Raw genomic sequence first — 25925 nt, forward strand, 5'->3', positions numbered from 1 at the left:
GACAGCCGGTTTGAGGAGTATGGGAATGAAAGGTACTGTTTTTGCCGTAGCGCTAAACCACCAAAGCCAGCGTGTGGCCTGGGCTGAGGCGTTTGAAAAAGCCCCCTATAACGCGCCGCCAAAAACGGCGGTGTGGTTTATCAAGCCACATAACACTGTTATCCGCGCAGGCGAACCGATTCCCTTCCCGCAGGGAGAAACCGTGTTAAGCGGCGCGACGGTGGCGCTGGTGGTGGGCAAAACCGCCAGCAAAGTACGCGTTGAAGAGGCGGCGGCGTACATCGCCGGCTACGCGCTGGCTAACGAAATCAGCCTGCCGGAAGAGAGCTTCTACCGTCCGGCGATCAAAGCCAAATGCCGGGATGGATTTTGCCCGCTCGGCGAACCTGTCGCCGTTGATAATGTGGATAATCTGACCATCATCACCGAGATCAACGGCCGCGAAGCGGACCACTGGAACACGGCCGATCTGCACCGCAACGCCGCCGAACTGCTGAGCGCCCTGAGCGAATTTGCCACCCTGAACCCCGGCGATGCGATATTGCTCGGCACTCCGCAAAGCCGCGTCGAAGTTCGCCCGGGCGATCGGGTACGTATTCTGGCAGAAGGATTTCCGCCGCTGGAAAACCCGGTGGTGGAGGAACGCGACGTTGCCATCGCTCCGCGCACGCCGCCGCACGCCACGCTGTTTGCCCTCGGTCTGAACTATGCCGACCACGCCAGCGAGCTGGACTTCAAGCCACCCACCGAGCCGCTGGTGTTTATCAAAGCGCCGAATACCTTTAACGGCGACAACCAGACGTCGGTGCGCCCGAACAATATCGAGTACATGCATTACGAAGCGGAGCTGGTGGTGGTCATCGGCAAAACCGCGCGCAAGGTCAGCGAAGCCGAGGCGATGGACTACGTGGCGGGCTATACGGTGTGCAACGATTACGCCATCCGCGATTATCTCGAAAACTACTATCGCCCGAACCTGCGGGTGAAAAGCCGCGACGGGCTGACCCCCATCAGCCCGAACGTAGTGCCAAAAGAAGCCATTCCTGACCCGCACAACCTTCGTCTTCGCACCTACGTCAACGGTGAACTGCGTCAGGAAGGCACCACGGCAGACCTGATCTTCAGCATCCCCTACTTGATTGCGTATCTGAGCGATTTTATGACCCTGCAACCGGGCGACATGATTGCCACCGGCACGCCGAAGGGGCTGTCCGACGTGGTGCCGGGCGATGAGGTGGTGGTGGAAGTGGAAGGCGTAGGCCGTCTGGTAAACCGAATTGTCAGTGAGGAGACTGCAAAATGAAAAAGATTAACCACTGGATCAACGGTAAAAACGTCGCCGGAAGTGAGTACTTTCAAACCACTAACCCGGCCTCCGGCGAGGTGCTGGCAGAAGTGGCCTCAGGCGGCGAAGCCGAAATCCATCAGGCCGTTGCCGCCGCCAAAGAGGCGTTTCCGAAATGGGCCAACCTGCCGATGAAGGAGCGCGCGCGCCTGATGCGTCGCCTGGGGGATCTGATTGACCAGAACGTGCCGGACATTGCCGCGATGGAAACCGCCGACACCGGCCTGCCGATCCACCAGACCAAAAACGTGCTCATTCCGCGCGCCTCGCACAACTTCGAGTTCTTCGCCGAGGTGTGCCAGCAGATGAACGGCAAAACCTACCCGGTCGACGACAAGATGCTCAACTACACCCTCGTGCAGCCGGTAGGCGTTTGCGCGCTGGTGTCGCCGTGGAACGTGCCGTTTATGACCGCCACCTGGAAGGTCGCGCCGTGCCTGGCCTTAGGGAATACCGCGGTGCTGAAGATGTCTGAACTCTCCCCGCTGACCGCCGACCGTCTGGGCGAGCTGGCCCTCGAAGCGGGCATTCCGGCGGGCGTGCTCAACGTGGTGCAGGGCTATGGCGCCACGGCGGGCGACGCGCTGGTGCGTCATCATGACGTGCGCGCCGTCTCCTTCACCGGCGGTACCGCCACCGGGCGCAACATCATGAAAAACGCCGGGCTGAAGAAGTATTCCATGGAGCTGGGCGGCAAATCTCCGGTGCTGATTTTCGAAGATGCCGACATTGAGCGCGCGCTGGACGCAGCCCTGTTTACCATCTTCTCCATCAACGGCGAACGCTGCACCGCCGGCTCGCGCATCTTCATCCAGCAGAGCATCTACCCGGAGTTCGTCAAACGCTTTGCCGAGCGCGCCAACCGCCTGCGCGTGGGCGACCCGACCGATCCGAACACCCAGATTGGCGCGCTCATCAGCCAGCAGCACTGGGAAAAAGTCTCCGGCTACATCCGCCTCGGCATTGAGGAAGGCGCAACCCTGCTGGCGGGCGGCCCGGACAAACCGACCGATCTACCTGCGCACCTGAAGGGCGGCAACTTCCTGCGCCCGACCGTGCTGGCGGATGTCGATAACCGCATGCGCGTGGCGCAGGAGGAGATCTTCGGGCCAGTGGCCTGCCTGCTGCCGTTTAAGGATGAAGCGGAAGGCCTGCGCCTGGCGAACGACGTGGAATACGGCCTGGCATCTTACATCTGGACCCAGGACGTCAGCAAAGTGCTGCGTCTGGCGCGCAGCATCGAAGCGGGCATGGTGTTCGTCAACACCCAGAACGTGCGCGACCTGCGCCAGCCGTTTGGCGGCGTGAAGGCCTCCGGCACCGGGCGTGAGGGCGGCGAGTACAGCTTCGAGGTCTTCGCGGAGATGAAGAACGTCTGTATCTCCATGGGTGACCATCCGATTCCAAAGTGGGGGATCTGATCATGGGAAAATTAGCCTTAGCGGCAAAAATCACACACGTTCCGTCAATGTATCTCTCTGAACTGCCGGGCAAAAACCACGGCTGCCGCCAGTCGGCCATCGACGGGCATAAAGAGATCAGCAAGCGCTGCCGCGAGCTGGGCGTGGACACCATTATCGTCTTCGACACCCACTGGCTGGTGAACAGCGCGTATCACATCAACTGCGCGGACCATTTTTCGGGCGTCTACACCAGCAACGAGCTGCCGCATTTTATTCGCGACATGACCTACGACTACGACGGCAACCCGGAACTCGGCCAGCTGATTGCCGACGAAGCGGTGAAGCTTGGCGTTCGCGCCAAGGCGCACAACATCCCGAGCCTGAAGCTGGAGTACGGCACGCTGGTGCCGATGCGCTACATGAACGCGGATAAGCACTTCAAAGTGATCTCCATCTCGGCGTTCTGCACGGTTCACGACTTCGCCGACAGCCGCAGGCTGGGCGAGGCCATCATCAGTGCCATCGAAAAATACGACGGCACCGTGGCGGTGCTTGCCAGCGGCTCGCTCTCGCACCGCTTTATCGACGACCAGCGCGCGGAGGAAGGGATGAACAGCTACACCCGCGAGTTTGACCGCCAGATGGACGAGCGCGTGGTGAAGCTGTGGCGCGAGGGTCAGTTCAAGGAGTTTTGCAGCATGCTGCCGGAGTACGCCGACTACTGCTACGGCGAGGGCAATATGCACGACACGGTGATGCTGCTGGGGATGCTCGGCTGGGACAAATACGACGGTAAGGTGGAGTTTCTCACCGAGCTGTTCGCCAGCTCCGGCACCGGCCAGGTCAACGCCGTTTTCCCGCTGCCCGCGTAAGGAGCCACCATGCCGCACTTTATTGCTGAATGTACCGACAACATCCGCGAGCAGGCCGACCTGCCAGGGCTGTTCGCCAAAGTGAACGAGGCGCTCGCCGCCACGGGCATCTTCCCCATCGGCGGTATCCGCAGCCGCGCCCACTGGCTGGACACCTGGCAGATGGCAGACGGTAAGCACGATTACGCCTTTGTGCATATGACGCTGAAGATCGGCGCGGGGCGCAGCCTGGAAAGCCGGAAAGAGGTCGGTGAAATGCTGTTTGCGCTGATCAAAACGCATTTTGCAGAGCTGATGGCCGCCCGCTATCTGGCGCTGTCGTTCGAGCTCGACGAGCTGCACCCGACGCTTAATTACAAGCAGAACAACGTGCACGCGTTGTTTAAGTAGCCGTTTGCTCGCCCGGTGGCGCTGCGCTTACCGGGCCTACAACGGCCCCAAACCGTAGGCCGGGTAAGCGCAGCGCCACCCGGCAACAGCAGCACCGAACCGTAGGCCGGGTAAGCGAAGCGCCACCCGGCAACAGCCGCACAAAGGATACGCCATGCTCGACAAACACACCCATACCCTGATCGCCCACCGCCTGCATCAGGCGGAACAATCCCGGGAGCAGATCCGCGCGATCTCGCTGGAGTACCCGGAGATCACCATTGAAGACGCCTACGCCGTCCAGCGCGAATGGGTGAGCCTGAAAATCGCCGAAGGCCGCGTGCTGAAAGGCCACAAGATCGGCCTCACCTCCAAAGCGATGCAGGCCAGCTCGCAGATCAGCGAGCCGGACTACGGCGCGCTGCTGGACGATATGTTCTTCCACGACGGCAGCGACATCCCCGTGGCTCGCTTTATCGTCCCGCGCATCGAAGTGGAGCTGGCCTTCGTGCTGGCAAAACCGCTGCGCGGCCCGAACTGCACGATCTTCGACGTCTACAACGCCACGGATTACGTCATCCCCGCCCTGGAGCTGATCGACGCCCGCTGCCATAACGTTGACCCGGAAACCCAGCGCCCGCGCAAGGTGTTCGACACCATCTCCGATAACGCCGCCAACGCGGGCGTGATCCTCGGCGGCCGCCCGATTAAACCCGACGAGCTGGATCTGCGCTGGATCTCCGCCCTGCTCTACCGCAACGGCGTGATCGAAGAGACCGGGGTCGCCGCAGGCGTGCTTAACCACCCGGCAAACGGCGTGGCGTGGCTGGCGAACAAACTCGCGCCATACGACGTGCAGCTTGAGCCAGGCCAGATCATCCTCGGCGGCTCGTTTACCCGCCCGGTTGCCGCCAGCAGAGGCGACACCTTCCACGTCGACTACGGCAACATGGGCTCCATCAGTTGCCGCTTTGTGTAGGAGTGCACCATGGAAAACGCATTTAAGACCGCGCTGAAAGCCGGAAAGCCACAAATCGGCCTGTGGCTGGGGCTGACCAGCAGCTACAGCGCTGAGCTACTGGCCGGGGCCGGTTTTGACTGGTTGCTGATCGACGGAGAGCACGCGCCGAACAGCGTGCAAACCATCCTGACTCAGCTACAGGCCATCGCCCCTTATCCCAGCCAGCCGGTGGTGCGCCCGTCGTGGAACGATCCGGTGCAGATCAAGCAGTTGCTGGACGTGGGGGCGCAAACCCTGCTGGTGCCGATGGTGCAAAACGCCGACGAAGCCCGTCTGGCGGTCAGCGCCACCCGCTATCCGCCTGCCGGCATTCGCGGCGTCGGCAGCGCGCTGGCGCGGGCGTCGCGCTGGAACCGCATCCCGGAGTATCTGCATCAGGCTAACGACGCCATGTGCGTGCTGGTGCAAATCGAAACTCGCGAGGCGCTGAAAAACCTGCCGCAGATCCTGGACGTGGAAGGGGTGGACGGCGTGTTTATCGGCCCGGCGGATCTGAGCGCCGACATGGGCTTCGCCGGTAATCCGCTGCACCCGGAGGTGCAGGCCGCCATTGAACAGGCGATCGCGCAGATCCTCAGCGCGGGCAAAGCGCCCGGCATCCTGATGGCGAATGAACAGCTGGCAAAACGCTATCTCAGCCTCGGCGCGTTGTTTGTCGCGGTCGGCGTGGATACCACCCTGCTCGCCCGCAGCGCCGAAGCGCTGGCGGCCCGCTTTACCGACGTCACCACAGCAGTTGATAACAATAAATCCGTCTACTAAACGTACGATGTGGAGCGCAACATGACGACCTCAACCCTGCATAATAAAGCTGTTGAACATCGCGTTATTAATAAGCTGTTCCGTCGTTTGATCGTGTTTCTTTTTATCCTGTTTGTTTTCTCGTTTCTCGATCGCATCAACATCGGCTTTGCCGGGCTGACGATGGGCAAAGATCTGGGCCTCACGTCAACCATGTTTGGCCTGGCCGCGACGCTGTTTTACGTGACCTACGTGCTGTGCGGTATCCCCAGCAACATCATGCTGGCGAAGGTCGGCGCCCGCCGCTGGATCGCCGGGATCATGGTGGTGTGGGGCATCGCCTCTACCTGCACCATGTTCGCCACCAGCCCCGAAACGCTTTATGTCCTGCGCATGCTGGTGGGCATTGCCGAAGCCGGTTTCCTGCCAGGCATTCTGGTCTATCTCACCTGGTGGTTCCCGGCGTATCACCGCGCCCGCGCCAACGCGCTGTTTATGATCGCCATGCCGGTGACCATGATGCTCGGCTCGATCCTCTCCGGGTACATTCTGGCGATGGACGGGCTGTGGAACCTGAAGGGCTGGCAGTGGCTGTTCCTGCTGGAGGGGCTGCCATCGGTGGTGCTCGGCGTGGTGACCTGGTTCTACCTTAACGACACCCCGGAGCAGGCCACCTGGCTGGATGATGACGAAAAGCAGGCACTCAAAACGATGATCGCCCGCGAGCAGGAGCTGGCCATTGCGCATACCGCCACGCCGCGCTCGACGCTGCGCGAGGTGCTGACGCCCGCCGTGCTGCTCTACACGCTGGCCTACTTCTGCCTGACGAATACGCTGAGCGCGATCAACATCTGGACGCCGCAGATCCTGCAAAGCTTCAACACCGGCAGCAGCAATATCGTGATTGGCCTGCTGGCGGCGATCCCGCAGTTTTGCACCATCCTCGGGATGATCTGGTGGAGCCGCCGCTCCGACAGGCTGAAAGAGCGAAAAAAGCACACCATCCTGCCGTATCTTTTTGCAGCGGCGGGATGGATGCTGGCCTCGGCGACCGATCACAGCCTGATCCAGCTGCTTGGCATCATCATGGCCTCAACCGGATCGTTTACCGCCATGGCGATATTCTGGACCACGCCGGATCAGGTTATTAGCCTGCAATCCCGCGCGGTGGCGCTGGCGGTGATCAACGCCATCGGCAACGTCGGGTCTGCCGTCAGCCCATTGCTGATAGGTATTTTGCGCGACGCGACCGGCAGCTTCAGCTCGGGACTGTGGTTCGTGGCGGGTCTGCTGGTGGTGGGCGCGCTGGTGCTGACGCGCATTCCGATGACGCAGCGGGATCAACAGAGGAACGATCATGTGCCAGAGCCCCATCGCCAACATTGATATCAGCAAGGATTACGACGAAAGTCTGGGCACCGACGATGTGCACTACCAGTCGTTCGCCCGCATGGCGGCCTTTTTTGGCCGCGACATGCAGGCGCACCGCCACGACCAGTATTTTCAGATGCATTTTCTCGACACCGGGCAGATTGAGCTCCAGCTCGACGACCACCGTTACTCGGTGCAGGCGCCGCTGTTCGTGCTAACGCCACCGTCGGTGCCGCACGCGTTTATTACCGAATCCGACAGCGACGGCCACGTGCTGACGGTGCGCGAGGATCTCATCTGGCCGCTGTTAGAAGTGCTCTACCCCGGTACGCGGGAAGCGTTCGGCCTGCCGGGGATCTGCCTGTCGCTTGCCGACAGGCCTGACGAGCTGGCGGCGCTGAAGCACTACTGGCAGCTGATTGCCCGGGAATCCACGGAACAACTGCCCGGTCGCGAGCATACGCTGGTCCTGCTGGCCCAGGCCGTTTTTACCCTGCTGCTGCGCAACGCGAAGCTCGACGACCACGCGTCAGGCGGCATGCGCGGTGAGCTGAAGCTTTTTCAGCGCTTTAACCAGCTGACAGATGCTCATTACCACGAGCACTGGACGGTGCCGGAGTATGCCAGCGAATTGCATCTCACCGAATCTCGCCTGACCGATATCTGTCGCCGCTTCGCCAACCGCTCGCCGAAACGGCTGATCTTCGACCGCCAGCTGCGGGAAGCCAGGCGTTTGCTGCTGTTTTCCGACAGCACCGTGAGCGAAATTGCCTGGCAGCTGGGGTTTAAAGATCCGGCCTATTTCGCCCGTTTTTTTAACCGACTGACGGGGTGCTCACCCAGCGCATACCGGGCGCAGAAAGTACCGGTTTCCTGAACGCATAGCGGTTCGTAGGGCGGGTAAGCGCAGCGCCACCCGCCGAAAAGCCGCACAGATCACAAAACCACCTCTCACCCGAAAAGTACCTGCCGTTGTCCCAATCGTCCCTTCACGTTCCGCCCGTCTCAAGCTTCAATTAAACAACAAAAACAAAACATAAATTTAACAACCATCTTCCGATACGAGGTCCCTATGAAGCCTGAAGATTTCCGCGCTGATGCCAAACGTCCGTTAACCGGTGAAGAGTATTTAAAAAGCCTGCAAGATGGTCGTGAGATTTATATCTACGGCGAGCGCGTTAAGGACGTCACTACCCACCCGGCATTTCGCAATGCGGCGGCGTCCATCGCCCAGATGTACGATGCCCTGCACAAGCCAGACATGCAGGATACCCTCTGCTGGGGTACCGACACCGGCAGCGGCGGCTACACCCATAAATTCTTCCGTGTGGCGAAAAGTGCCGACGATCTGCGCCAGCAGCGTGACGCCATCGCCGAGTGGTCGCGCCTGAGCTACGGCTGGATGGGGCGTACGCCGGACTACAAAGCCGCGTTCGGCTGCGCGCTCGGCGCTAACCCTGCCTTCTACGGTCAGTTCGAGCAGAACGCCCGCAACTGGTACACCCGTATTCAGGAAACCGGCCTGTACTTTAACCACGCCATCGTCAACCCGCCGATCGATCGCCATAAACCGGCGGACGAGGTGAAAGACGTTTACATCAAGCTGGAGAAAGAGACCGACGCCGGGATCATCGTCAGCGGCGCGAAAGTGGTGGCCACCAACTCGGCATTGACCCACTACAACATGATCGGCTTCGGCTCCGCGCAGGTGATGGGGGAAAATCCGGACTTCGCGCTGATGTTCGTCGCGCCGATGGATGCCGAAGGGGTGAAGCTGATCTCCCGCGCCTCATACGAGATGGTGGCAGGGGCGACAGGCTCTCCGTACGACTACCCGCTCTCCAGCCGCTTTGACGAGAACGACGCCATTCTGGTGATGGATCATGTGCTGATCCCATGGGAAAACGTGCTGATCTACCGCGATTTCGACCGCTGCCGTCGCTGGACGATGGAAGGTGGCTTCGCCCGCATGTACCCGCTTCAGGCCTGCGTGCGTCTGGCAGTGAAGCTCGACTTCATCACCGCTCTGCTGAAGAAGTCGCTGGAGTGTACCGGCACCCTCGAGTTCCGCGGCGTGCAGGCGGATCTCGGCGAAGTGGTGGCATGGCGCAACATGTTCTGGGCGCTGAGCGACTCCATGTGCTCCGAAGCCACTCCGTGGGTAAACGGCGCGTATCTGCCTGACCACGCGGCGTTACAGACCTACCGCGTGATGGCGCCAATGGCCTATGCGAAGATCAAGAACATCATCGAACGTAACGTGACCTCGGGGCTGATCTACCTGCCGTCCAGCGCGCGGGACCTGAACAACCCGCAGATCGACCAGTACCTGGCGAAGTACGTGCGCGGCTCCAACGGGATGGATCATGTCGAACGCATCAAGATTCTGAAACTGATGTGGGATGCCATCGGCAGCGAGTTTGGCGGACGTCACGAGCTGTACGAAATCAACTACTCCGGTAGCCAGGATGAGGTCCGCCTGCAATGCCTGCGTCAGGCGCAAAGCTCCGGCAACATGGACAAGATGATGGCGATGGTTGACCGCTGCATGTCCGAGTACGACCAGCACGGCTGGACCGTACCGCACCTGCACAACAACACTGATATCAACATGCTGGATAAGCTGCTGAAATAACGCAGCGGGAGGTTTCAATGCAATCTGAAGAACGCCTGCGTTTTCGCGACGCGATGGCCAGCCTGTCGGCGGCGGTGAATGTGATCACTACCGAGGGCGATGCGGGTCGCTGCGGCATTACCGCCACCGCCGTCTGTTCGGTCACGGACACCCCGCCCTCGGTCATGGTCTGCATCAACGCCAACAGCGCCATGAACCCGGTCTTCCAGGGCAACGGCAAACTGTGCGTCAACGTGCTGAACCACGAGCAGGAGATCATGGCCCGCCACTTTGCCGGGATGACCGGCATGGCAATGGAGGAGCGCTTTGCTCTCTCCTGCTGGCAGAAAGGACCGCTGGCGCAGCCGGTGCTGAAAGGCGCTCTGGCAAGCCTGGAAGGTGAGATAACCCAGGTGCAAACCATCGGCACCCATCTGGTCTACCTTGTGGAGATTAAGAACATCATCCTCAGCAGCGAGGGGCACGGCCTGATCTACTTCAAACGCCGTTTCCACCCGGTGATGATGGAGATGGAAGCCGCGATTTGATCCCGTTGCACAAAAAAACGCTAAGGTTTCCGCAAAGGTGCGCCGTTAACTATCCATAAGATAAATTTTCCGGGGCGGCTGGCAACGTCGTCAGCCGCCCCCTTAACGCTGGAAAGTCTTATGGCCCCTTCACCCCGAAGCCGCTCGGCTGAACGTCTGGTTGAAATCATTATTGCCCTGCATCGCAACGGAAGCGTTAATCGCCGCGATCTGATGCAAAAATTTGGCATTACCGAACGCACGGTGTACCGCGATTTACAGGCGCTTTCCCCGATTATTGAACACGACGGCAAAGGGCGCTATCAGCTGCTGCCCGCGTATCAGCCCTGCCGCTGCGTACACTACCCTGAAGCGAACGACAAAAGTCCACAGGGCTAGATTATTCTCAGTGATCTCAATCACATATTTTCTCCCACCGGGGGTGAGCCTTAACCACTCACCCTCGCTTTTGACCGCTCACGCATCGCTTTCAACCACTCACCCATTTACCGTGCTTTACACGCGCGAGGATCTGGCACGATCGCTCCAGCATTAATCAATACCTCCTCACAACGAACCCTGACCCTTTTTTCTTTACATAAAAAACCAGGTCTTATTATGGATACTAAAAAACTACTTAAGCACGTGCCCTGGGCCATCCTCGGGATCATCGGTGCTTTCTGTCTGGCGGTTATCGCATTACGCCGGGGCGAGCACGTCAGCGCCCTGTGGATCGTGGTCGCGTCGGTTTCCGTCTACCTTGTGGCTTATCGCTACTACAGCTTGTACATCGCGCAGAAGGTTATGAAGCTCGACCCGACGCGCGCCACCCCGGCGGTTATTAACAACGACGGCCTGAACTACGTGCCAACCAACCGTTACGTGCTGTTTGGTCACCACTTTGCCGCTATCGCCGGTGCAGGCCCGCTGGTCGGCCCGGTGCTGGCCGCGCAGATGGGCTACCTGCCGGGTACGCTCTGGCTGCTGGCGGGCGTGGTACTGGCGGGAGCGGTGCAGGACTTTATGGTGCTGTTTATCTCCTCGCGCCGTAACGGTTCGTCGCTGGGCGAGATGATCAAAGAGGAGATGGGCCGCGTGCCAGGCACGATCGCCCTGTTCGGCTGCTTCCTGATCATGATCATCATCCTGGCGGTGCTGGCCCTGATCGTGGTGAAAGCGCTGGCCGAAAGTCCGTGGGGCGTCTTCACCGTCTGCTCTACCGTACCGATTGCGCTGTTCATGGGCATCTACATGCGCTTCCTGCGCCCTGGCCGCGTTGGCGAGGTGTCGATCATCGGTATCGTGCTGCTGGTCGCCTCCATCTACTTCGGCGGCGTGATTGCGCACGACCCGTACTGGGGTCCGGCGCTGACCTTTAAAGACACCACCATCACCTTCGCGCTGATCGGCTACGCATTCATCTCAGCGCTGTTGCCGGTGTGGCTGATTCTGGCTCCGCGTGACTACCTGGCAACCTTCCTGAAAATCGGCGTTATCGTCGGGCTGGCCATTGGTATTGTGATCATCAACCCGGAGCTGAAAATGCCGGCGGTGACGCAGTACATTGACGGTACCGGTCCGCTGTGGAAAGGCGCCCTGTTCCCGTTCCTGTTTATCACCATTGCCTGCGGTGCCGTGTCTGGCTTCCACGCGCTGATCGCCTCCGGCACCACGCCGAAGCTGATGGCCAACGAAACCGACGCGCGCTTCATCGGTTACGGCGCGATGCTGATGGAATCCTTCGTGGCGATCATGGCGCTGGTTGCGGCGTCGATTATCGAGCCTGGCCTGTACTTTGCGATGAACACCCCGCCGGCGGGTCTCGGCATTACCATGCCAAACCTGCATGAGATGGGCGGCGAAAATACCGCGCTGATCCTGGCACAGCTGAAAGACGCCAGCGCGCACGCGGCGGCGACCGTCAGCTCCTGGGGCTTCGTGATTTCGCCCGAGCAGATCATGCAGACCGCGAAAGACATCGGCGAACCGTCCGTGCTGAACCGCGCAGGTGGCGCGCCAACGCTGGCGGTGGGTATCGCACACGTGTTCCACAAAGTGCTGCCGTGGGCGGACATGGGCTTCTGGTACCACTTCGGCATTCTGTTTGAAGCGCTGTTCATCCTCACCGCGCTGGATGCCGGTACGCGTGCAGGCCGCTTCATGTTGCAGGATCTGCTGGGTAACTTCGTGCCATTCCTGAAGAAAACCGACTCTCTGGTGGCCGGCGTTCTGGGCACTGCGGGCTGCGTAGGCCTGTGGGGTTATCTGCTGTATCAGGGCGTTGTTGACCCGCTGGGCGGCGTGAAGAGCCTGTGGCCGCTGTTCGGTATCTCTAACCAGATGCTGGCGGCTGTGGCCCTGGTGCTGGGTACCGTTGTCCTCGTGAAGATGAAACGCACCAAATACATCTGGGTCACCGTGGTGCCTGCGCTGTGGCTGCTGCTCTGCACTACCTGGGCGCTGGGTCTGAAACTGTTCAGCACCAACCCGCAGCTGGAAGGCTTCTTCTTCATGGCTAACCAGTACAAAGAGAAGATTGCCGCAGGCGGCGCGGATCTGACCGCGCAGCAGATTGCCAACATGAACCATATCGTGGTGAACAACTACACCAACGCGGGTCTGAGCATTCTGTTCCTGGTGGTGGTGTACAGCATTATCTTCTACGGCATCAAAACCTGGATGAAAGTGCGTAACGTTGAGGGCCGTACGGACAAAGAGACCCCGTACGTACCGGTGCCGGAAGGCGGCGTGAAGACCTCCTCACACCATTAATTAAGCATGTTACTGTAGGCCCGGTAAGCGTAGCGCCACCGGGCTTCTTCTATCTGGAACCCTCAATGTTTGGTAACTTAGGCGAAGCAAAAAAATACCTTGGTCAGGCGGCGAAAATGCTGATTGGCATTCCGGACTATGACAACTACGTTGAGCATATGAAGACCAACCATCCGGATAAGCCGTACATGACCTACACTGAATTCTTCCGCGAGCGTCAGGAAGCGCGCTACGGCGGAAGTGGAGAAGGCGGCGTCCGCTGCTGCTAAAGGAGAAACCATGACCCCGATTGCCGTTACCCTGCTGACCGGTTTCCTCGGCGCCGGTAAAACCACCCTGCTGCGCCACATTCTGAACGAGCAGCACGGCTTCAAAATCGCCGTCATCGAAAACGAATTTGGCGAAGTCTCCGTTGACGATCAGCTGATTGGCGACCGCGCCACGCAGATCAAAACCCTGACCAACGGCTGCATCTGTTGCACCCGCTCTAACGAATTAGAAGACGCCCTGCTGGACCTGCTCGACAGCCGCGATCGCGGTGACATCGACTTCGACCGACTGGTGATCGAGTGCACCGGCATGGCCGACCCCGGCCCGATTATTCAGACCTTTTTCTCCCATGAGATCATTTGCCAGCGCTATCTGCTGGACGGCGTCATCGCTCTGGTGGATGCGGTACACGCCGACGAGCAGATGAACCAGTTCACCATCGCCCAGTCCCAGGTTGGCTACGCCGACCGCATCCTGCTGACCAAAACCGACGTGGCGGGTGAAAGCGAAAAACTGCGCGAGCGCCTGACGCGCATCAACTCGCGTGCGCCCATTTACACGGTGACGCATGGCGATATCGATCTCGCTCAGCTGTTCAACACCAACGGCTTTATGCTGGAAGAGAACGTCACCGCGAAACCGCGCTTCCACTTTATGTCCGACAAGCAAAACGACGTGACGTCGATTGTGGTTGAGCTGGACTACCCGGTTGACATCAGCGAGGTCTCCCGCGTGATGGAGAACCTGCTACTGTCATTTGCCGACAAGCTGCTGCGCTATAAAGGGATGCTGTGGATCGACGGCGAGCCGAACCGCCTGCTGTTCCAGGGCGTGCAGCGCCTGTACAGCGCCGACTGGGATCGCCCGTGGGACGATGAAGCGCCGCACAGCGTGATGGTGTTTATTGGAATACAGCTGCCGGAAGAAGAAATTCAGGCAGCGTTTGCGGGGCTGAAGAAATAACCGCACCGATTATCCCCTCTCCCCCGCGGGGAGAGGGTGAGGGGGAAACTTATTTCAACGCCTCCGGCAGCGTCACAATCCACAGCTCGCTGTCGGACTCCGGTTTCTTCAACGGCTTCACGCTGAGGGTGGTTTCAACCGGTTTGTCATCCAGCGTCAGCGCCCCCTGCGCGTTCACCCTATAATCCTTGAGCTTCTTGCCTTCGACTGGCTTCTGCATCGCCACCTTCACGCCAAAGTCATTATCGTTCGCCACTGCCAGCGTTTTGCTGTCAATCAGCGCCAGCCCTTCGGCCTTTTCCTGCTGCCAGCCCAGCGCACGCAGATCGACCACCTGCGTTTTTTCCGCAAGCGTGATGCCGCGCTGCGCCAGCGTTTTCTCATCATCAAACTCCGGGTATTCGCCCGGCTTGTCGAAGGCCGCCAGATCGCTCGCCTTGCTCAGATCAACCCTGTAGATGAGGTTACGCATGGCGTCATTTTTATCCTCGCCCTGTTCAATCAGCAGGATGGTGTGGTTATCCAGCGCCACTATGTCGCCGATTTTGGCGTCGCTGTTTTTGCTGTAAGCCGCGCTGTCGACAGGGTAGCCGTACATCGCGGTTTTCCCGGTCGCCGGATCGAAGCTCACCAGACGCGTAAACAGCGCCTGTTTTTTGCTCTTCCCGTCGATATCCAGCGTGCTTTGCACGGCGGCGATAATGCGTCCGTCCGGCATGCGGGTCAGCCCTTCAAAGCCCCGGTTTGCCTGACGCCATTTGATAACGTTTGGCAGACCGCCCGCGATGGATTTCTCCCCTTCCGTCGCCTGCGGACCGTGGATCGCGAGGATTTTCCCTTTACTGTCGACGTTAATCAGGAACGGGCCATACTCATCGCACAGCCAGTAACCGCCCTTCCCGTCCGGCGTGATGCCTTCCGTATCCAGCCCGCGGTTATCGCCTTTCAGCACTTTTAAGGTGTCGCTTAGCGCGACTTCATTGGTAGATCCAATCACGCCGCTTTGCAGCGGCAGGCCGTTGATCTCGCCTTTATCGTCATGCAGCGGTCGCGCGTCCACGGCCTCCGCTTTGCCGTTTAGCACACGGATCGTCATCAGCAGCGGGGCGAAATCCGGGGTAACAAAGATTTTGGCATCGTTTTTCCCCATTTTTGGCGAATCCGCGTTAGGACCGCGATCGGTCACGGTCGCAAACGTCAGCGCATCGCCCTGCTTGCCCGTGAATAACAAACCCGAACCCATCCCCACCGGGAGCCCGTTCGGGAATGCGCTGGCAAACGCACCGCTGTATTTGACATGCGCGCCTTCGGAAAAGCTGACGACGTAGCGCTCCGCGGTTGGCTGTGCCGCCAGGCCAGAGAAAGAGAGCGCACAACCGACTAGCACAGGAATAATTTTTCTTTTCATATTGTTAGCATCCAGTAAGTGAAGCCAACAACGTAATGAAGAAACGTGTCAGAAAAATGACATGTAATGGCAACGAAGCGGCGCGTACGGACGTATATCAATCACCAGAAATGTAAACCTCTGTCTTTATCTGTGTCAGCTGAAATACTTTTGGAAATTATTAGAAACCCAATTAATTCATGGCGAAGGACTATTTGCGCCTCGTTCATTTTACGTTTAGCCAGGAATGTAAACTGTCCCTAAACGCGAATGTATTGGACATTGACGATTTGCCATATAAACAATTCATCAACATTTACCATTCAAAAACCCAACACAAACAGCATATAAATGCGAGACCTATCACATTTGCAGTCATAAACATCGCTTGTTAAGGTGCCCTCAGATTAATTTAATGACGAGGAAACACTCATGAAAAAACTTAACATCCTGATCCTTTCTGCTCTGACCGCCGTATCGGGCTCCGCACTGGCCATGGGTGGCAGCATTGAGCAGGGTAAAAACTTTACTAACCTCAATCTGGAAATGGGGAAATCCTCATCCGGCCTGTATGCGGAGAGCAACTGGCTGAAAAACACCGATGACGGCACCCAGACCGGCGGCGTTGGGGCAGGCTACAACCTGGAAGTGGGTCCGGTGATGCTGAATGCTGGCGCGAAAGCCATCTACATCGGCCCGAAAAAAGGCGATAACGGCGTGGCATTCCCGATTGGCGGCGGCGTTAACGTTGCGCTTACGGACAGCATTCACGTGTTTGGTGAAGGTTATGTGGCGCCAGACGGCCTGAACAACAGCGTGAAGAACTATGTTGAAGCTAACGGCGGCGTAAGCTGGACGCCAGTCAAACCTGTCACGCTGAAAGTGGGTTATCGCCACGTGAGCGTAGACGGTAAAGACGGTCGTCCAAACCACACGCTGATCGACGGTGCATATGTAGGCGGTGGAGTGTCCTTCTAAGCCTGTTTGCGCGTTTCGCCCGGCGGCGCTACGCTTGCACGGGCCTACAATGAAGGGTGCAATGTATTAAAATTATTGCACATTGATTGTAGGCCGGGTAAGCGCAGCGCCACCCGGCAAGAAAGGCGATGCGACCGTTAATAAAAAACCTGCCGGATGGCAGGTTTTTTTTATTACCGCATTACTTGCGAACGACCACCAGCTTCTGGTTCACAAACTCTTTGATCCCCAGGTCCGACAGCTCGCGTCCGTAACCCGAACGTTTTACGCCGCCGAACGGCAGCTCTGCCGCAGTGTCGGTGAGCCAGTTGATGTATACCATCCCGGTCTCAATGCGCGACGCCATTTTCTTCGCGCGCTCGATGTTCTGGCTGAACACCGCGCCGCCCAGACCGTAGTGGGAATCGTTAGCCAGTGCGACCGCTTCGTCGTCGCTTTTCACCACGTAAACCTGCGCTACCGGACCGAAGAACTCCTCGAAGTACGCCGGGTTATCACGCGAGATATGCGTCAGGATGGTCGGCTCAAAGAAGCTTCCGTCACGCTGAACCGGCTTGCCGCCATGGTGCAGCTTCGCGCCATTTTTCACCGCCTCGTTAACCTGTTTAGTTAGCGTCTCCAGCGCGTCTTTGGATGACAAAGGCCCCAGCGTGGTGCTTTCGTCCAGCGGATCGCCAATTTTCACCTGCTTAAACGCCTCGGTGAATTTGCTCAGGAAGGCGTCTGCAATCTTTTCATGCAGGATAAAGCGCTTCGCCGCGGTACAGACCTGCCCGGCATTGTTCAGCCGCGCGTTAACGCCGATCTTCACGGCTTTATCCAGATCCGCATCGTCCAGCACCACGAAGACATCGTTCCCGCCCAGTTCCAGGGTCGATTTTTTGAGGTGCTTCGCAGCCTGTGCCGCAACCACGCTACCCGCTTTTTCTGAACCGGTCAGCGCCGCCCCCTGTACGCGATCGTCGGCGATGATGTTCGCCACCTGTTCGGACGAGATAAACAGGTTGGTCCACGCCCCTTCCGGCGCGCCCGCTTCACGTACCAGTTGTGCAAAGGTCTCTGCACAGTGCGGCACGATGCTGGCGTGCTTGGCGATCACCGGGTTGCCCGCTGCCAGGTTTGGCGCCAGAACGCGCATCAGCTGATAGTACGGGAAGTTCCATGGCTCGACGGCCATCAGCACGCCGATGGGGTGATGTTCAACCCATGCTTCCCCGAGTTCAGAGTCATACTTCACCGGGGCCAGGAACTGCTTCGCGTTGTCCGCATAGTAGCGGGCGATTTGCGCGCACAGCTTCACTTCGCCACGGCTTTGTTCGATGAGCTTACCCATCTCCTGACTGGCGATTTTCGCCAGATCCTCCACGCGTTCGTCGATCAGGTCCGCCAGCTTATGCAGCACCGGCAGGCGCTGGCTTATGTCGCCTTTCGCCCAGTCGGAGTGATAGAGCGCATCGGCTGCCTTCAGCGCCGCTTCAACGTCTGCGTCAGTGTGAGAGGGATATTCTTTGATGAGCTGGTTCGTGGCAGGATTTACTGTCTGGTAAGCCATATCGAATCTCCTTGTTTTACCGCTTAGGGTATTAAGGGTAGTCAATCTGACTGGCTTTGAAGGTAAAGTTGGGTATATACGGAGGGTTCTTAACAAGACGCTGCCAGGCGATGCGCAGACATGGTATAAAAAATGCTCATCAATGGAGTTCCTATGACCGATACCCGCCACATCCGCCAGACCTTTAACCGCGCAGCAGGCCTTGAGCTGCGCAGTACGTGGCAAAGCACCCGGGCATATAAACGTCATTGCCATCCACAGCTCTCCATCGGCGCGATTGTGGAAGGCCAGACCTGCTGCGTAAGTCATGGCAATGCGTACGTTCTTGATCCCGGTGATCTTATCGTGATCCCGGCTTATGCCCCGCACAGCTGCAACCCCGTTGTCGGGAAGCCGCGCAGTTACCATATGCTCTATATCGACACCGATCTTCCCCTGGCGCTACAGGTTATTCGCGATCCCACGCTCTTTAAGCACTTTCTTGCCGTTGTCGGGACGATGTCCTCCGCATCCGTGGAGACCCTGCTTTCTGCCCTTCCCCGTTGCGCGGGTGAGATGAATGCACCTCGCTCAACCAGCCAGCAGGTTCAGCAGGCGTTACTCTCCGACCTTACCGCACCGCCTTCCCTTGACGAACTCGCCCAACGATTCTCACTGCGCAAGGAGACGCTGATCCGCACTTTCAGGCAGGATACCGGCCTGACGCCGGGCAGTTTCCTCAACATTTCGCGCGTGGAGTACGCCAAAGCGCGGCTGCGCGCGGGGGATGATATCGCCGACGTGGGCTACCAGAGCGGGTTTGCCGACCAGAGTCATTTTCATAAGACCTTCGTGAATTATACCGCTGCCACGCCGCGCCAGTACGCCACGGGCCGATCAATATCAGACAATAATCAGGATACGTAACGTCGTAAGGTGACCTCAGATTTGTCACTGAGGTCGCTATGGAACTGTTATTTCCCTCCGCCTTTCTTGCCCTGGCGCTGGCGCATTTTGTTGCCCTGTTAAGCCCGGGCCCGGATTTCTTCCTGCTGGTAGGCTACGCCGCCCGCTACCGGCTGCGCGGCAGCGCCGGATTGTGTCTCGGCATCGCAGCAGGTAACGGGTTGTATATCTTACTGGTGATTATCGGCTGGAGCGCGCTGCGCCAGTTTGGGTGGCTGTTTACGCTTATCGAACTGTCCGGCGCGCTGTACCTGCTGTGGATTGGCTCGCATCTTGTGCGCAACCGCCCGCAGCCGCTGGCGCTGGAAGAACCCCGCCAGTGCTGCCCTTCTCTGCGTAAGCAAATCCTGCTGGGGCTGGGTTCGGCGCTGTTAAATCCCAAAAACGCGTTGTTCTACCTGGCGCTAATGACAGCGTTACTCGGGCCGGACGTCACACTGCTTCAGCAGGCGACCTGCGGCGTCTGGATGGTGATGGTGGTGCTGGTATGGGATCTGGCGCTGATATCGCTGATGGGGTTACCGGCGGTTCAGCGAAAGCTCAGCCGTTCGCTCTGGCTGATAGAGCGCACGGCAGGGGTGGTGTTGATGGGGTTTGGTGGGTGGGTGCTGTGGCGGTTTTTGCACTTTTCCCCCGTATCCCTCTATCCTTAACCCATGGAAAAACATACCGAACTCAAACGCGCCAAGCTTCTCGCGCTGTCGCTGCTGCTGATTGCCGTCGCAGCGTTTATCACCACCCTGTTCCTGCCGCAAACCTTCTGGGTGCGCGGCGTAAAGGCCATTGCCGAAGCGGCGATGGTCGGCGCGCTGGCGGACTGGTTTGCCGTTGTCGCGCTGTTCCGCCGGGTGCCAATTCCCTTTATCTCGCGCCATACGGCGATTATCCCGCGCAATAAAGACCGCATCGGCGACAATCTCGGCCAGTTCGTGCAGGAAAAGTTTCTCGATACGCAATCCCTTGTCGATCTTATCCGTCGCTACGAGCCCGCACAGATGATTGGGACCTGGTTCAGCCAGCCCGATAACGCCCGGCGCGTGGGGCAGCATCTGGTGCAGGTGATGAGCGGTTTTCTGGAACTTACCGACGATGGGCGCATTCAGCGCCTGCTCAAACGCGCCGTCCACAAGGCTATCGACAAGGTCGATCTAACCGAGACCAGCGCCGTCATGCTGGAAAGCATGACCAAAAACAACCGTCACCAGGTGCTGCTGGACGCCATCATCAACCGCCTGATTACCCTGATTCAGCGGGAAAGCACGCGGGAATTTATTGCCGACCAGATCGTCCACTGGCTTAAGACCGAGCATCCGCGCAAGGCGATGGTGCTGCCCACCGAGTGGCTGGGCGATCAAAGCGCGGAGATGGTGTCGAACGCGGTGAACACTCTGCTGGACGATATCAGCCACGACCGCACGCACCAGATCCGTCAGGCGTTTGACCGCGCCACGATCAAGTTCATCGACAATCTGAAAAACGATCCGGAGATGACGGCGAAAGCCGAGAATATCAAACACTACCTGAAGAATGACGAAGCCTTTAACCGCTATCTGGGGGAAATGTGGGCTGACCTGCGCCAGTGGCTGAAAAATGACATGCAGAGCGATGATTCCCGCGTGAAGCAGCGTATCGCCAACGCCGGGCTGTGGTTTGGCGAAACGCTGACCAACGACGCCAGCCTGCGGGCGTCGCTGAATGAGCATCTGGAGCAGGCCGCGCACCGCGTGGCGCCGGATTTCGCCGCGTTCCTGACGCGCCATATCAGCGACACGGTGAAAAGCTGGGATGCCAAAGACATGTCACGCCAGATAGAACTCAATATCGGTAAAGATCTTCAGTTCATTCGCGTTAACGGTACCCTGGTGGGCGGAACAATTGGCCTGATCCTGTTTCTGCTCTCGCAGTTGCCCGCCGTGCTGGGGCATTAATCTGCTTTTGGCGGCGCGATAACGTAGCGCGTCGCCTCGAAGCGGTTCAGGATCAGGTGCACCAGAAAGACCATCGTCAGCGTGACCACCAGCGCGAAGGTGACGGAGGTGATGCGGTACAGATCGCTGAACACCAGGTCGCTGTCCGGATGCATGTTCTGCCCGAACATAATGCCGATGGTGGTGATACTGGCGAAGCCTACCCCGGCGCCGACCTTCTCCATTACGTGCAGACGCGCGCCAAACGCCAGTCCAAGGCCAATCAGCGGCATCATCAGCAGCATATGGCTGCTGTGATCGTAGAGGATAAGCTGGACGACAAGGATATAAAGACACCCCAGCACCACGCCGACTACGCGCCAGATGGAGCTGATAACCGATCCGCGATAGTGCATCGGGAACAGGATCAGAATGCCCGCCATCAGCGCCGAAAGCGAATCGCTTAAGTCGCTCATCTGGAACACCACGAAAATCAGCGTCGCCACGGTGCCCGAGAGCAGAGACTCGTGGCGCACGCGGGCGTCATCTTTCTCGATCAGCGGCGGCGGCTTACGCGGCTCCACGTCCGGCAGCAGGTAGTTCATCAGCGCGCTCAGGCACACCGCCATTACGCTCGCTTCGATGTTAGAGAATAAAAGCGTGTGCCAGTTGGTGGTGGGGTAGCTCATAAAGTTGAGCATCACGCTCTGGCAAACCACGCCCATCGAGCCGAACAGGAACAGCGGCCCCTTACTCATAAAGCGAAAACGCATCACGTACAGGGCAAACACCACCAGCGTCATAATGACCGGCCACTGGGACAGATAGCCGATGATAAACACCATTTCGATGCAGTTCAGCGAGGCGCTGAAGATAAACTGCTTCGCCACGTGGCGGTTAAACACCGGCACCAGCGAGAGCAGCATGATCGGATAGACCACAAAAAACACGCCGTAGCTGGTGTTGTAGAAACTCGAAATACTGAGCGCAATCATCCCGGCAAAGACGATACGCAGGGTCTGGCGAAAGTCGTTTGCCGTATAGACGATGTTGCCGTGCGGGGTAAATACCCGCGCCAGGGTGCTAATAGACATAGTGAAGCAGGCTCACCAGATGGATTTGCATCCCGGAGAAGAATCGCGCAAACGGCCCTTCGCTATTGTAGAGCTGCACGGTGGCGCGCGCGCCGGTCGGCAGCGACTTCGGTAAGGCTTCGTCCAGCGCCACGTGAATGCGCATACGCTGGGCATCACGCACCCAGCGGTTGGAGGTTTCCGGTTCAGAAAGTTGACCGTTTACGGCCTCCTGTCCGGCGAGGATCCCCGCGTCGCTGCTGGTGACGTGGGCACGGAAAACTTGCCCCGGGAAGGCGTCAAACACCACGGCGGCGTCGGTCCCCTGGTGGGTATGCCGCAGGCTCTTCTCGCGGAAATCCGCCACGATATCGATCCGGGTGTTCACCAGCGCCAGCGCAGCCGAACCGGACGAGGCGTAAAAACCGGGGCTTAATTGCAGGTTACTGACCGTGCCGTCCGCCTCGGCGTAGACCTTCGTCCAGCCAAGATTCAGCTCCGCTTCATCCAGCGCGTTACGGTATTTTTGCAGCGTCACGTTGCGGTGCTCATCCCGCTCGCCGCGCTGAATGCGCAGGTTATGAATATTCGCCTGAATCGAGCTGACGGACTGCTCGCTGCTCTGCCAGGTGGTACGGACCTTATCCAGATCCGCCTGCGACACGTTCTGCAAGGTACTCAGTTTCTGGTAGCGGTCGAAGGTCACTTTGTCATTACGCGCCGTCAGCACCGCGGTTTTCAGGCTGGCCTGCGCCGCGGCAATCTGCGCGTCCAGCTGATCGTTAGACAGACGCGCCTGTTCCAGCGCAATCTGCGCCGCTTCGACCTTATTGCGAAACGGCGTGGCGTCGAGCTCAAACAGCAGATCGCCTCTCTTAACCTGGCTATTGTTGTGGACATGTACCGCCGCCACATACCCGGAGACGCGGGCAGACACCGGGGTCACCACGCGCATCACGGTGGAGTCCGGCGTCAGCGGGATCCAGATATCCGCGACGATAAAGTAGACAAACATCAGCAGGAAAGAGGCAATACTCACCCTTACCCAGCGGGCAAACTTTTGTTCAGGAGTCATTATTTTTCGGTCTTATTATCTTCTTCGCGGATTGTCCGCAAATTGCAGGCGATTTGATTGAGTGTGGCGCTGAAAATATCGAGATGTTCCGGCGCGATGTTTTGCGATACGCGCGCCTGATACGTCTCAATCACCTGAGAGAGCCTTTCAAGAATGGCTCTTCCCTCAGGCGTCAGCGTCAGCAGCCGGATACGCTTGTCATACGGCGAGACGGTGCGCAGCAGGTAGCCCTGCTTTTCCAGCTGTGTCAGCGTACGCATTAGCGGAGGCAGTTCAATCCCCTGCACTTCCGCCAGCTCGCTGACCGAGACGTTATCCCCGAGTTGATGAAGCTGCATCATCACCGTCCAGCTCGACTGGGTTAACCCGGTGTCGAGAATGGCGTCGTCGATGACTGCGCGCCACTGACGCACGATCATCGCCATCCGCATGCCCATCGGCCTGCGGTTAAACAGATCTTCTTCACTCATGGGGAATCCTCTCGTAGTACGCCATTACGATAATAGTTATCAGGGTAAGTATCAAGAAACGCGAGGTGAAAGAGCAGGAATTGCGAAACGATGTTCTCCCTCTCCCTGTGGGAGAGGGTCGGGGTGAGGGCATCAGCCCGCAACGGCGTTTAGCGGCTAAAATTCTTCCTGATGGCACTTTTCCCCGAAGCCGTCACCACCACCTCCCTGTACCCCGCCACCCGCTGGATCCAGCCTTTGCTTTCCATGTGGATGAGCAGCGCCGCGCCGGCCTCTCCCCCCAGATGAAACCGCCGCTCGCTCCAGTCCAGGCAGGCGCAGCACGCCTTGCGACGGGTATTGGGATTTAACGGAATACCAAGCTTCAGAAACTGCTCGCGGCCATGTAGCGTGAGCGCTAAACCGTCTGCCTCAAGCCAGCCTTCCGCCTGCATGAATTCATAGATATGCACCGCCACCGTTCCGGCAAGATGGTCGTAGCAGGTTCGTGCTTCGCGCAGGGCTTTTGGCGCGGAGGTTTCCGGCGGCGTGATGCGGCTCCAGGAGAGCCCCATCATCTGCTCGACAAGCGCCGCCACGTCGTGTCCCGCCAGGCGATAGTAGCGATGCCGCCCCTGAGACAGGCAGGTAATCAACTTTCCCTCCACCAGCCGCGCGAGATGCCCACTGGCGGTCGACGGCGCAACGTCTGCCGCCACGCTCAGCTCTGTAGCCGTCCACGCCCGCCCGTCCATCAGAGCACAGAGCATCTTCACGCGCGACGGATCGGCCATTGCAGCCGCTACAGCGGCAATGGCCTGTTCCAGCATCGCGCTGTTATCAGAGGGTAAGCTCGTCTTTAACATTCGTCGCCCAGGATTCGGTGATCTCTGCGGCCAGCTTATCATCATCCGTCAGCAGAATAAGGTGATTCGCATGGTCGCTGTACTGAGTCAGGATAGACACGCCGCGTGCCGCCAGCGCCGCCGCAATTTCACCCAGCTCGCCAGGACGCTCCTGCTTAAGCTTTCTGATCACCGGCTTTCGCAGCGCCTGCACGGTAAACCCGGCGTCGAGCAGCACACGGCGGGCTTTTTCCCCGTCCTCCACCAGGAAATGGGCATCCGTACCGAAAACGCCGCCCCCCTCCAGCCCCACGCCGTTGCGGCCTAACAGTTGTCCAAAGCTCGCCAGCTCGCCGGGCCTGTCGCTAAAAATCACATGAACGTCATACATCCGCGTGCCCTCCGGTTTCGGAACTGTATTCCCGCACCAGTTGCGCCACGCGAATACGGTAGAAAGAAAAAATCGACGCCCGGCCTTCGGCCTGCGCGGCCTGATGGAAGACATTCTGCTTCCAGCGGCGGACGGCCTCTTCATCCCGCCACCAGGAAAGGGACAGGATTTTGCCGTCGGTCGTCAGGCTCTGGAACCGTTCGATATCAATAAAGCCGTCGATGTCGGCCAGTAAAGGCTTAAGCTCTGCGGCCAGTTGCAGATAGCGCGCCTGATAAGCGGGTTCGGCTTTGGCTTCGAAAAGGACTGCGATCATGGTTTTCTCTCCGTTGTGATGTTGGGGAGAGAATGCAGAATGAAGAGATACAATGCTTCGGTATGGAGCGAAGTGTTTGCCGGATGGCGCTGCGCTTATCCGGCCTACGGTGTTTTGTAGGCCCGGTAAGCGTAGCGCCACCGGGCAGGGTTTAACCCACAATCGACCTCGGCTCCATAAACGCCCGAATCCCCCACTCGCCATCGTCACGTCCCGCCAGGCTTACGGGCGCTGGTGGCGATAATCCGCGAGCGCGGGATTACTCCAGGTTAGCCTTGTTCAGCCCATATGCCGCATCCAGCGAGCCCGGCTCCATGCGGGAGGTAATGCCCAGGCGGTTCCAGGCGTTGATCGCTACGATGGCGAAGTTCAGCTCTGAAATCTCCACGTCCGAGAAGTGCTCCGCCACGCTGCGGTACAGCGCGTCGCTCACGCCGTGAACGCCAATCTGGGTCAGCGCTTCGGTGAAGGCCAGCGCGGCTTTCTCGCGGGCGCTGAACAGCGGCGACTCGCGCCATGCCGCCAGATGGTACAGGCGCAGCTCGCGCTCGCCGGCAATTTTGGCCTCTTTCGAATGCATATCCAGGCAGAAGGTACAGCCGTTCAGCTGCGAGACGCGAATGTCGATCAGGTGCTTTAGCGCCGGATCAATGGAGGTTTTCGCCACTTCCATGCTCAGGGCGGAAAGCGCGTTGGCGAGTGCAGGTGTGGCTTTGTGGTGGTTTACGCGGGTGCTCAT

The 25925-nt window shown here is 58.8% G+C and carries 27 protein-coding genes; 18 read left to right on the forward strand and 9 right to left on the reverse strand.

Translation table 11 applies throughout. From position 1 onward, the window contains the following. Nucleotides 1–25 precede the first annotated feature (25 nt). The 14 genes from hpaG to yjiA all read left to right on the forward strand — a co-directional run bounded on the left by hpaG (nucleotide 26) and on the right by yjiA (nucleotide 14268). Nucleotides 26–1303, forward strand: a complete 1278-nt coding sequence (gene hpaG, locus SK62_RS17990; RefSeq protein ID WP_032652492.1) for a 4-hydroxyphenylacetate degradation bifunctional isomerase/decarboxylase — start codon at nucleotides 26–28, stop codon at nucleotides 1301–1303. Continuing rightward, nucleotides 1300–2766, forward strand: a complete 1467-nt coding sequence (gene hpaE / locus SK62_RS17995) for a 5-carboxymethyl-2-hydroxymuconate semialdehyde dehydrogenase (protein ID WP_017383848.1) — start codon at nucleotides 1300–1302, stop codon at nucleotides 2764–2766. Before hpaG ends, hpaE begins: the two co-directional genes overlap by 4 nt. Before the next feature lie 2 nt (nucleotides 2767–2768). Continuing rightward, nucleotides 2769–3620, forward strand: coding sequence for a 3,4-dihydroxyphenylacetate 2,3-dioxygenase (hpaD, locus tag SK62_RS18000; RefSeq protein ID WP_033486716.1), 852 nt, complete (start codon nucleotides 2769–2771; stop codon nucleotides 3618–3620). Between the two features lie 9 nt (nucleotides 3621–3629). Then, nucleotides 3630–4010 carry a 5-carboxymethyl-2-hydroxymuconate Delta-isomerase gene (locus SK62_RS18005; protein WP_015572594.1) on the forward strand — a complete coding sequence of 127 codons (381 nt, stop codon included), beginning with the start codon at nucleotides 3630–3632 and terminating at the stop codon, nucleotides 4008–4010. Nucleotides 4011–4164: 154 nt separating this feature from the next. After that, complete coding sequence (hpaH, locus tag SK62_RS18010; RefSeq protein ID WP_017694562.1) at nucleotides 4165–4968, forward strand: 2-oxo-hept-4-ene-1,7-dioate hydratase; 804 nt, start codon at nucleotides 4165–4167, stop codon at nucleotides 4966–4968. Nucleotides 4969–4977: 9 nt separating this feature from the next. Then, the gene (hpaI, locus tag SK62_RS18015; protein WP_039271788.1) at nucleotides 4978–5772 is read left to right on the forward strand and encodes a 4-hydroxy-2-oxoheptanedioate aldolase; all 795 of its coding nucleotides are present in this window, start codon (nucleotides 4978–4980) and stop codon (nucleotides 5770–5772) included. Nucleotides 5773–5793: 21 nt separating this feature from the next. Further along, nucleotides 5794–7137 carry a 4-hydroxyphenylacetate permease gene (hpaX, locus tag SK62_RS18020; protein ID WP_039271790.1) on the forward strand — a complete coding sequence of 448 codons (1344 nt, stop codon included), beginning with the start codon at nucleotides 5794–5796 and terminating at the stop codon, nucleotides 7135–7137. Next, nucleotides 7109–7999: a 4-hydroxyphenylacetate catabolism regulatory protein HpaA gene (hpaA, locus tag SK62_RS18025; RefSeq protein ID WP_017383853.1), complete on the forward strand. Its 891-nt coding sequence runs from the start codon at nucleotides 7109–7111 to the stop codon at nucleotides 7997–7999. Before hpaX ends, hpaA begins: the two co-directional genes overlap by 29 nt. Before the next feature lie 195 nt (nucleotides 8000–8194). Further along, complete coding sequence (gene hpaB / locus SK62_RS18030; protein ID WP_023295873.1) at nucleotides 8195–9757, forward strand: 4-hydroxyphenylacetate 3-monooxygenase, oxygenase component; 1563 nt, start codon at nucleotides 8195–8197, stop codon at nucleotides 9755–9757. Between the two features lie 17 nt (nucleotides 9758–9774). Next, nucleotides 9775–10284, forward strand: coding sequence for a 4-hydroxyphenylacetate 3-monooxygenase reductase subunit (locus SK62_RS18035; RefSeq protein WP_039271792.1), 510 nt, complete (start codon nucleotides 9775–9777; stop codon nucleotides 10282–10284). 120 nt (nucleotides 10285–10404) lie between these two features. Beyond that, nucleotides 10405–10662, forward strand: a complete 258-nt coding sequence (locus SK62_RS18040; protein WP_015572587.1) for an HTH domain-containing protein — start codon at nucleotides 10405–10407, stop codon at nucleotides 10660–10662. Between the two features lie 219 nt (nucleotides 10663–10881). Continuing rightward, complete coding sequence (locus SK62_RS18045; protein WP_047062296.1) at nucleotides 10882–13035, forward strand: carbon starvation CstA family protein; 2154 nt, start codon at nucleotides 10882–10884, stop codon at nucleotides 13033–13035. A 65-nt stretch (nucleotides 13036–13100) separates the two neighbouring features. Beyond that, entirely contained in the window at nucleotides 13101–13304 is a 204-nt protein-coding gene (locus SK62_RS18050) for a YbdD/YjiX family protein (RefSeq protein ID WP_003856610.1), read from the forward strand. Between the two features lie 10 nt (nucleotides 13305–13314). Next, nucleotides 13315–14268, forward strand: a complete 954-nt coding sequence (gene yjiA / locus SK62_RS18055; protein ID WP_045333477.1) for a GTPase — start codon at nucleotides 13315–13317, stop codon at nucleotides 14266–14268. 49 nt (nucleotides 14269–14317) lie between these two features. Here yjiA and SK62_RS18060 read toward each other — a convergent pair whose 3' ends face one another. Continuing rightward, nucleotides 14318–15676 carry an esterase-like activity of phytase family protein gene (locus SK62_RS18060; RefSeq protein ID WP_047718369.1) on the reverse strand — a complete coding sequence of 453 codons (1359 nt, stop codon included), beginning with the start codon at nucleotides 15674–15676 and terminating at the stop codon, nucleotides 14318–14320. Nucleotides 15677–16087: 411 nt separating this feature from the next. Between SK62_RS18060 and SK62_RS18065 the strand changes: the two genes are divergently transcribed. Continuing rightward, complete coding sequence (locus SK62_RS18065) at nucleotides 16088–16633, forward strand: YfaZ family outer membrane protein (RefSeq protein ID WP_006810254.1); 546 nt, start codon at nucleotides 16088–16090, stop codon at nucleotides 16631–16633. 181 nt (nucleotides 16634–16814) lie between these two features. On the opposite strand, the gene SK62_RS18070 is transcribed toward SK62_RS18065, so the two are convergent. Further along, entirely contained in the window at nucleotides 16815–18185 is a 1371-nt protein-coding gene (locus tag SK62_RS18070) for an NAD-dependent succinate-semialdehyde dehydrogenase (protein WP_017694568.1), read from the reverse strand. Between the two features lie 153 nt (nucleotides 18186–18338). On the opposite strand from SK62_RS18070, the gene SK62_RS18075 reads away from it, so the two are divergent. The 3 genes from SK62_RS18075 to SK62_RS18085 are packed head-to-tail and all read left to right on the forward strand — an operon-like array spanning nucleotide 18339 to nucleotide 21058. Further along, on the forward strand, nucleotides 18339–19091 hold the full coding sequence (locus tag SK62_RS18075) for a helix-turn-helix domain-containing protein (protein ID WP_039271800.1): 753 nt from the start codon (nucleotides 18339–18341) through the stop codon (nucleotides 19089–19091). Nucleotides 19092–19129: 38 nt separating this feature from the next. Then, complete coding sequence (locus tag SK62_RS18080; protein ID WP_039271803.1) at nucleotides 19130–19783, forward strand: LysE family translocator; 654 nt, start codon at nucleotides 19130–19132, stop codon at nucleotides 19781–19783. A gap of 3 nt (nucleotides 19784–19786) precedes the next feature. After that, nucleotides 19787–21058 carry a DUF445 domain-containing protein gene (locus tag SK62_RS18085; protein ID WP_015572579.1) on the forward strand — a complete coding sequence of 424 codons (1272 nt, stop codon included), beginning with the start codon at nucleotides 19787–19789 and terminating at the stop codon, nucleotides 21056–21058. On the opposite strand, the gene SK62_RS18090 is transcribed toward SK62_RS18085, so the two are convergent. The 7 genes from SK62_RS18090 to SK62_RS18120 all read right to left on the reverse strand — a co-directional run bounded on the left by SK62_RS18090 (nucleotide 21055) and on the right by SK62_RS18120 (nucleotide 25925). After that, entirely contained in the window at nucleotides 21055–22131 is a 1077-nt protein-coding gene (locus SK62_RS18090) for a DUF2955 domain-containing protein (protein ID WP_015572578.1), read from the reverse strand. The two genes, SK62_RS18085 and SK62_RS18090, sit on opposite strands and share 4 nt — an antisense overlap. Then, on the reverse strand, nucleotides 22121–23188 hold the full coding sequence (locus SK62_RS18095; protein ID WP_026094404.1) for an HlyD family secretion protein: 1068 nt from the start codon (nucleotides 23186–23188) through the stop codon (nucleotides 22121–22123). The genes SK62_RS18090 and SK62_RS18095 overlap by 11 nt, the downstream gene beginning before the upstream one ends. After that, entirely contained in the window at nucleotides 23185–23655 is a 471-nt protein-coding gene (locus SK62_RS18100; protein ID WP_047718368.1) for a MarR family winged helix-turn-helix transcriptional regulator, read from the reverse strand. Before SK62_RS18100 ends, SK62_RS18095 begins: the two co-directional genes overlap by 4 nt. 149 nt (nucleotides 23656–23804) lie before the next feature. Further along, the gene (locus SK62_RS18105; RefSeq protein ID WP_047718366.1) at nucleotides 23805–24500 is read right to left on the reverse strand and encodes an ArsR/SmtB family transcription factor; all 696 of its coding nucleotides are present in this window, start codon (nucleotides 24498–24500) and stop codon (nucleotides 23805–23807) included. Then, the gene (locus SK62_RS18110) at nucleotides 24475–24870 is read right to left on the reverse strand and encodes an amino acid-binding protein (RefSeq protein ID WP_045350116.1); all 396 of its coding nucleotides are present in this window, start codon (nucleotides 24868–24870) and stop codon (nucleotides 24475–24477) included. The genes SK62_RS18105 and SK62_RS18110 overlap by 26 nt, the downstream gene beginning before the upstream one ends. Beyond that, a complete protein-coding gene (locus tag SK62_RS18115; RefSeq protein ID WP_045333468.1) occupies nucleotides 24863–25186 on the reverse strand; it encodes an antibiotic biosynthesis monooxygenase family protein in 324 nt (107 codons plus the stop codon). The genes SK62_RS18110 and SK62_RS18115 overlap by 8 nt, the downstream gene beginning before the upstream one ends. Nucleotides 25187–25445: 259 nt before the next feature. After that, entirely contained in the window at nucleotides 25446–25925 is a 480-nt protein-coding gene (locus SK62_RS18120; RefSeq protein WP_010427243.1) for a carboxymuconolactone decarboxylase family protein, read from the reverse strand.

This window comes from Enterobacter sp. BIDMC109 (assembly GCF_001037885.1).
GTDB lineage: Bacteria > Pseudomonadota > Gammaproteobacteria > Enterobacterales > Enterobacteriaceae > Enterobacter > Enterobacter hormaechei_C.

Coding starts and splice junctions, on each gene's coding strand:
- hpaG (WP_032652492.1), top strand. CDS start 26: ATGAAAGGTACTGTTTTTGCCGTAGCGCTAAACCACCAAAGCCAGCGT.
- hpaE (WP_017383848.1), top strand. CDS start 1,300: ATGAAAAAGATTAACCACTGGATCAACGGTAAAAACGTCGCCGGAAGT.
- hpaD (WP_033486716.1), top strand. CDS start 2,769: ATGGGAAAATTAGCCTTAGCGGCAAAAATCACACACGTTCCGTCAATG.
- SK62_RS18005 (WP_015572594.1), top strand. CDS start 3,630: ATGCCGCACTTTATTGCTGAATGTACCGACAACATCCGCGAGCAGGCC.
- hpaH (WP_017694562.1), top strand. CDS start 4,165: ATGCTCGACAAACACACCCATACCCTGATCGCCCACCGCCTGCATCAG.
- hpaI (WP_039271788.1), top strand. CDS start 4,978: ATGGAAAACGCATTTAAGACCGCGCTGAAAGCCGGAAAGCCACAAATC.
- hpaX (WP_039271790.1), top strand. CDS start 5,794: ATGACGACCTCAACCCTGCATAATAAAGCTGTTGAACATCGCGTTATT.
- hpaA (WP_017383853.1), top strand. CDS start 7,109: ATGTGCCAGAGCCCCATCGCCAACATTGATATCAGCAAGGATTACGAC.
- hpaB (WP_023295873.1), top strand. CDS start 8,195: ATGAAGCCTGAAGATTTCCGCGCTGATGCCAAACGTCCGTTAACCGGT.
- SK62_RS18035 (WP_039271792.1), top strand. CDS start 9,775: ATGCAATCTGAAGAACGCCTGCGTTTTCGCGACGCGATGGCCAGCCTG.
- SK62_RS18040 (WP_015572587.1), top strand. CDS start 10,405: ATGGCCCCTTCACCCCGAAGCCGCTCGGCTGAACGTCTGGTTGAAATC.
- SK62_RS18045 (WP_047062296.1), top strand. CDS start 10,882: ATGGATACTAAAAAACTACTTAAGCACGTGCCCTGGGCCATCCTCGGG.
- SK62_RS18050 (WP_003856610.1), top strand. CDS start 13,101: ATGTTTGGTAACTTAGGCGAAGCAAAAAAATACCTTGGTCAGGCGGCG.
- yjiA (WP_045333477.1), top strand. CDS start 13,315: ATGACCCCGATTGCCGTTACCCTGCTGACCGGTTTCCTCGGCGCCGGT.
- SK62_RS18060 (WP_047718369.1), bottom strand. CDS start 15,676: ATGAAAAGAAAAATTATTCCTGTGCTAGTCGGTTGTGCGCTCTCTTTC.
- SK62_RS18065 (WP_006810254.1), top strand. CDS start 16,088: ATGAAAAAACTTAACATCCTGATCCTTTCTGCTCTGACCGCCGTATCG.
- SK62_RS18070 (WP_017694568.1), bottom strand. CDS start 18,185: ATGGCTTACCAGACAGTAAATCCTGCCACGAACCAGCTCATCAAAGAA.
- SK62_RS18075 (WP_039271800.1), top strand. CDS start 18,339: ATGACCGATACCCGCCACATCCGCCAGACCTTTAACCGCGCAGCAGGC.
- SK62_RS18080 (WP_039271803.1), top strand. CDS start 19,130: ATGGAACTGTTATTTCCCTCCGCCTTTCTTGCCCTGGCGCTGGCGCAT.
- SK62_RS18085 (WP_015572579.1), top strand. CDS start 19,787: ATGGAAAAACATACCGAACTCAAACGCGCCAAGCTTCTCGCGCTGTCG.
- SK62_RS18090 (WP_015572578.1), bottom strand. CDS start 22,131: ATGTCTATTAGCACCCTGGCGCGGGTATTTACCCCGCACGGCAACATC.
- SK62_RS18100 (WP_047718368.1), bottom strand. CDS start 23,655: ATGAGTGAAGAAGATCTGTTTAACCGCAGGCCGATGGGCATGCGGATG.
- SK62_RS18105 (WP_047718366.1), bottom strand. CDS start 24,500: ATGTTAAAGACGAGCTTACCCTCTGATAACAGCGCGATGCTGGAACAG.
- SK62_RS18110 (WP_045350116.1), bottom strand. CDS start 24,870: ATGTATGACGTTCATGTGATTTTTAGCGACAGGCCCGGCGAGCTGGCG.
- SK62_RS18115 (WP_045333468.1), bottom strand. CDS start 25,186: ATGATCGCAGTCCTTTTCGAAGCCAAAGCCGAACCCGCTTATCAGGCG.
- SK62_RS18120 (WP_010427243.1), bottom strand. CDS start 25,925: ATGAGCACCCGCGTAAACCACCACAAAGCCACACCTGCACTCGCCAAC.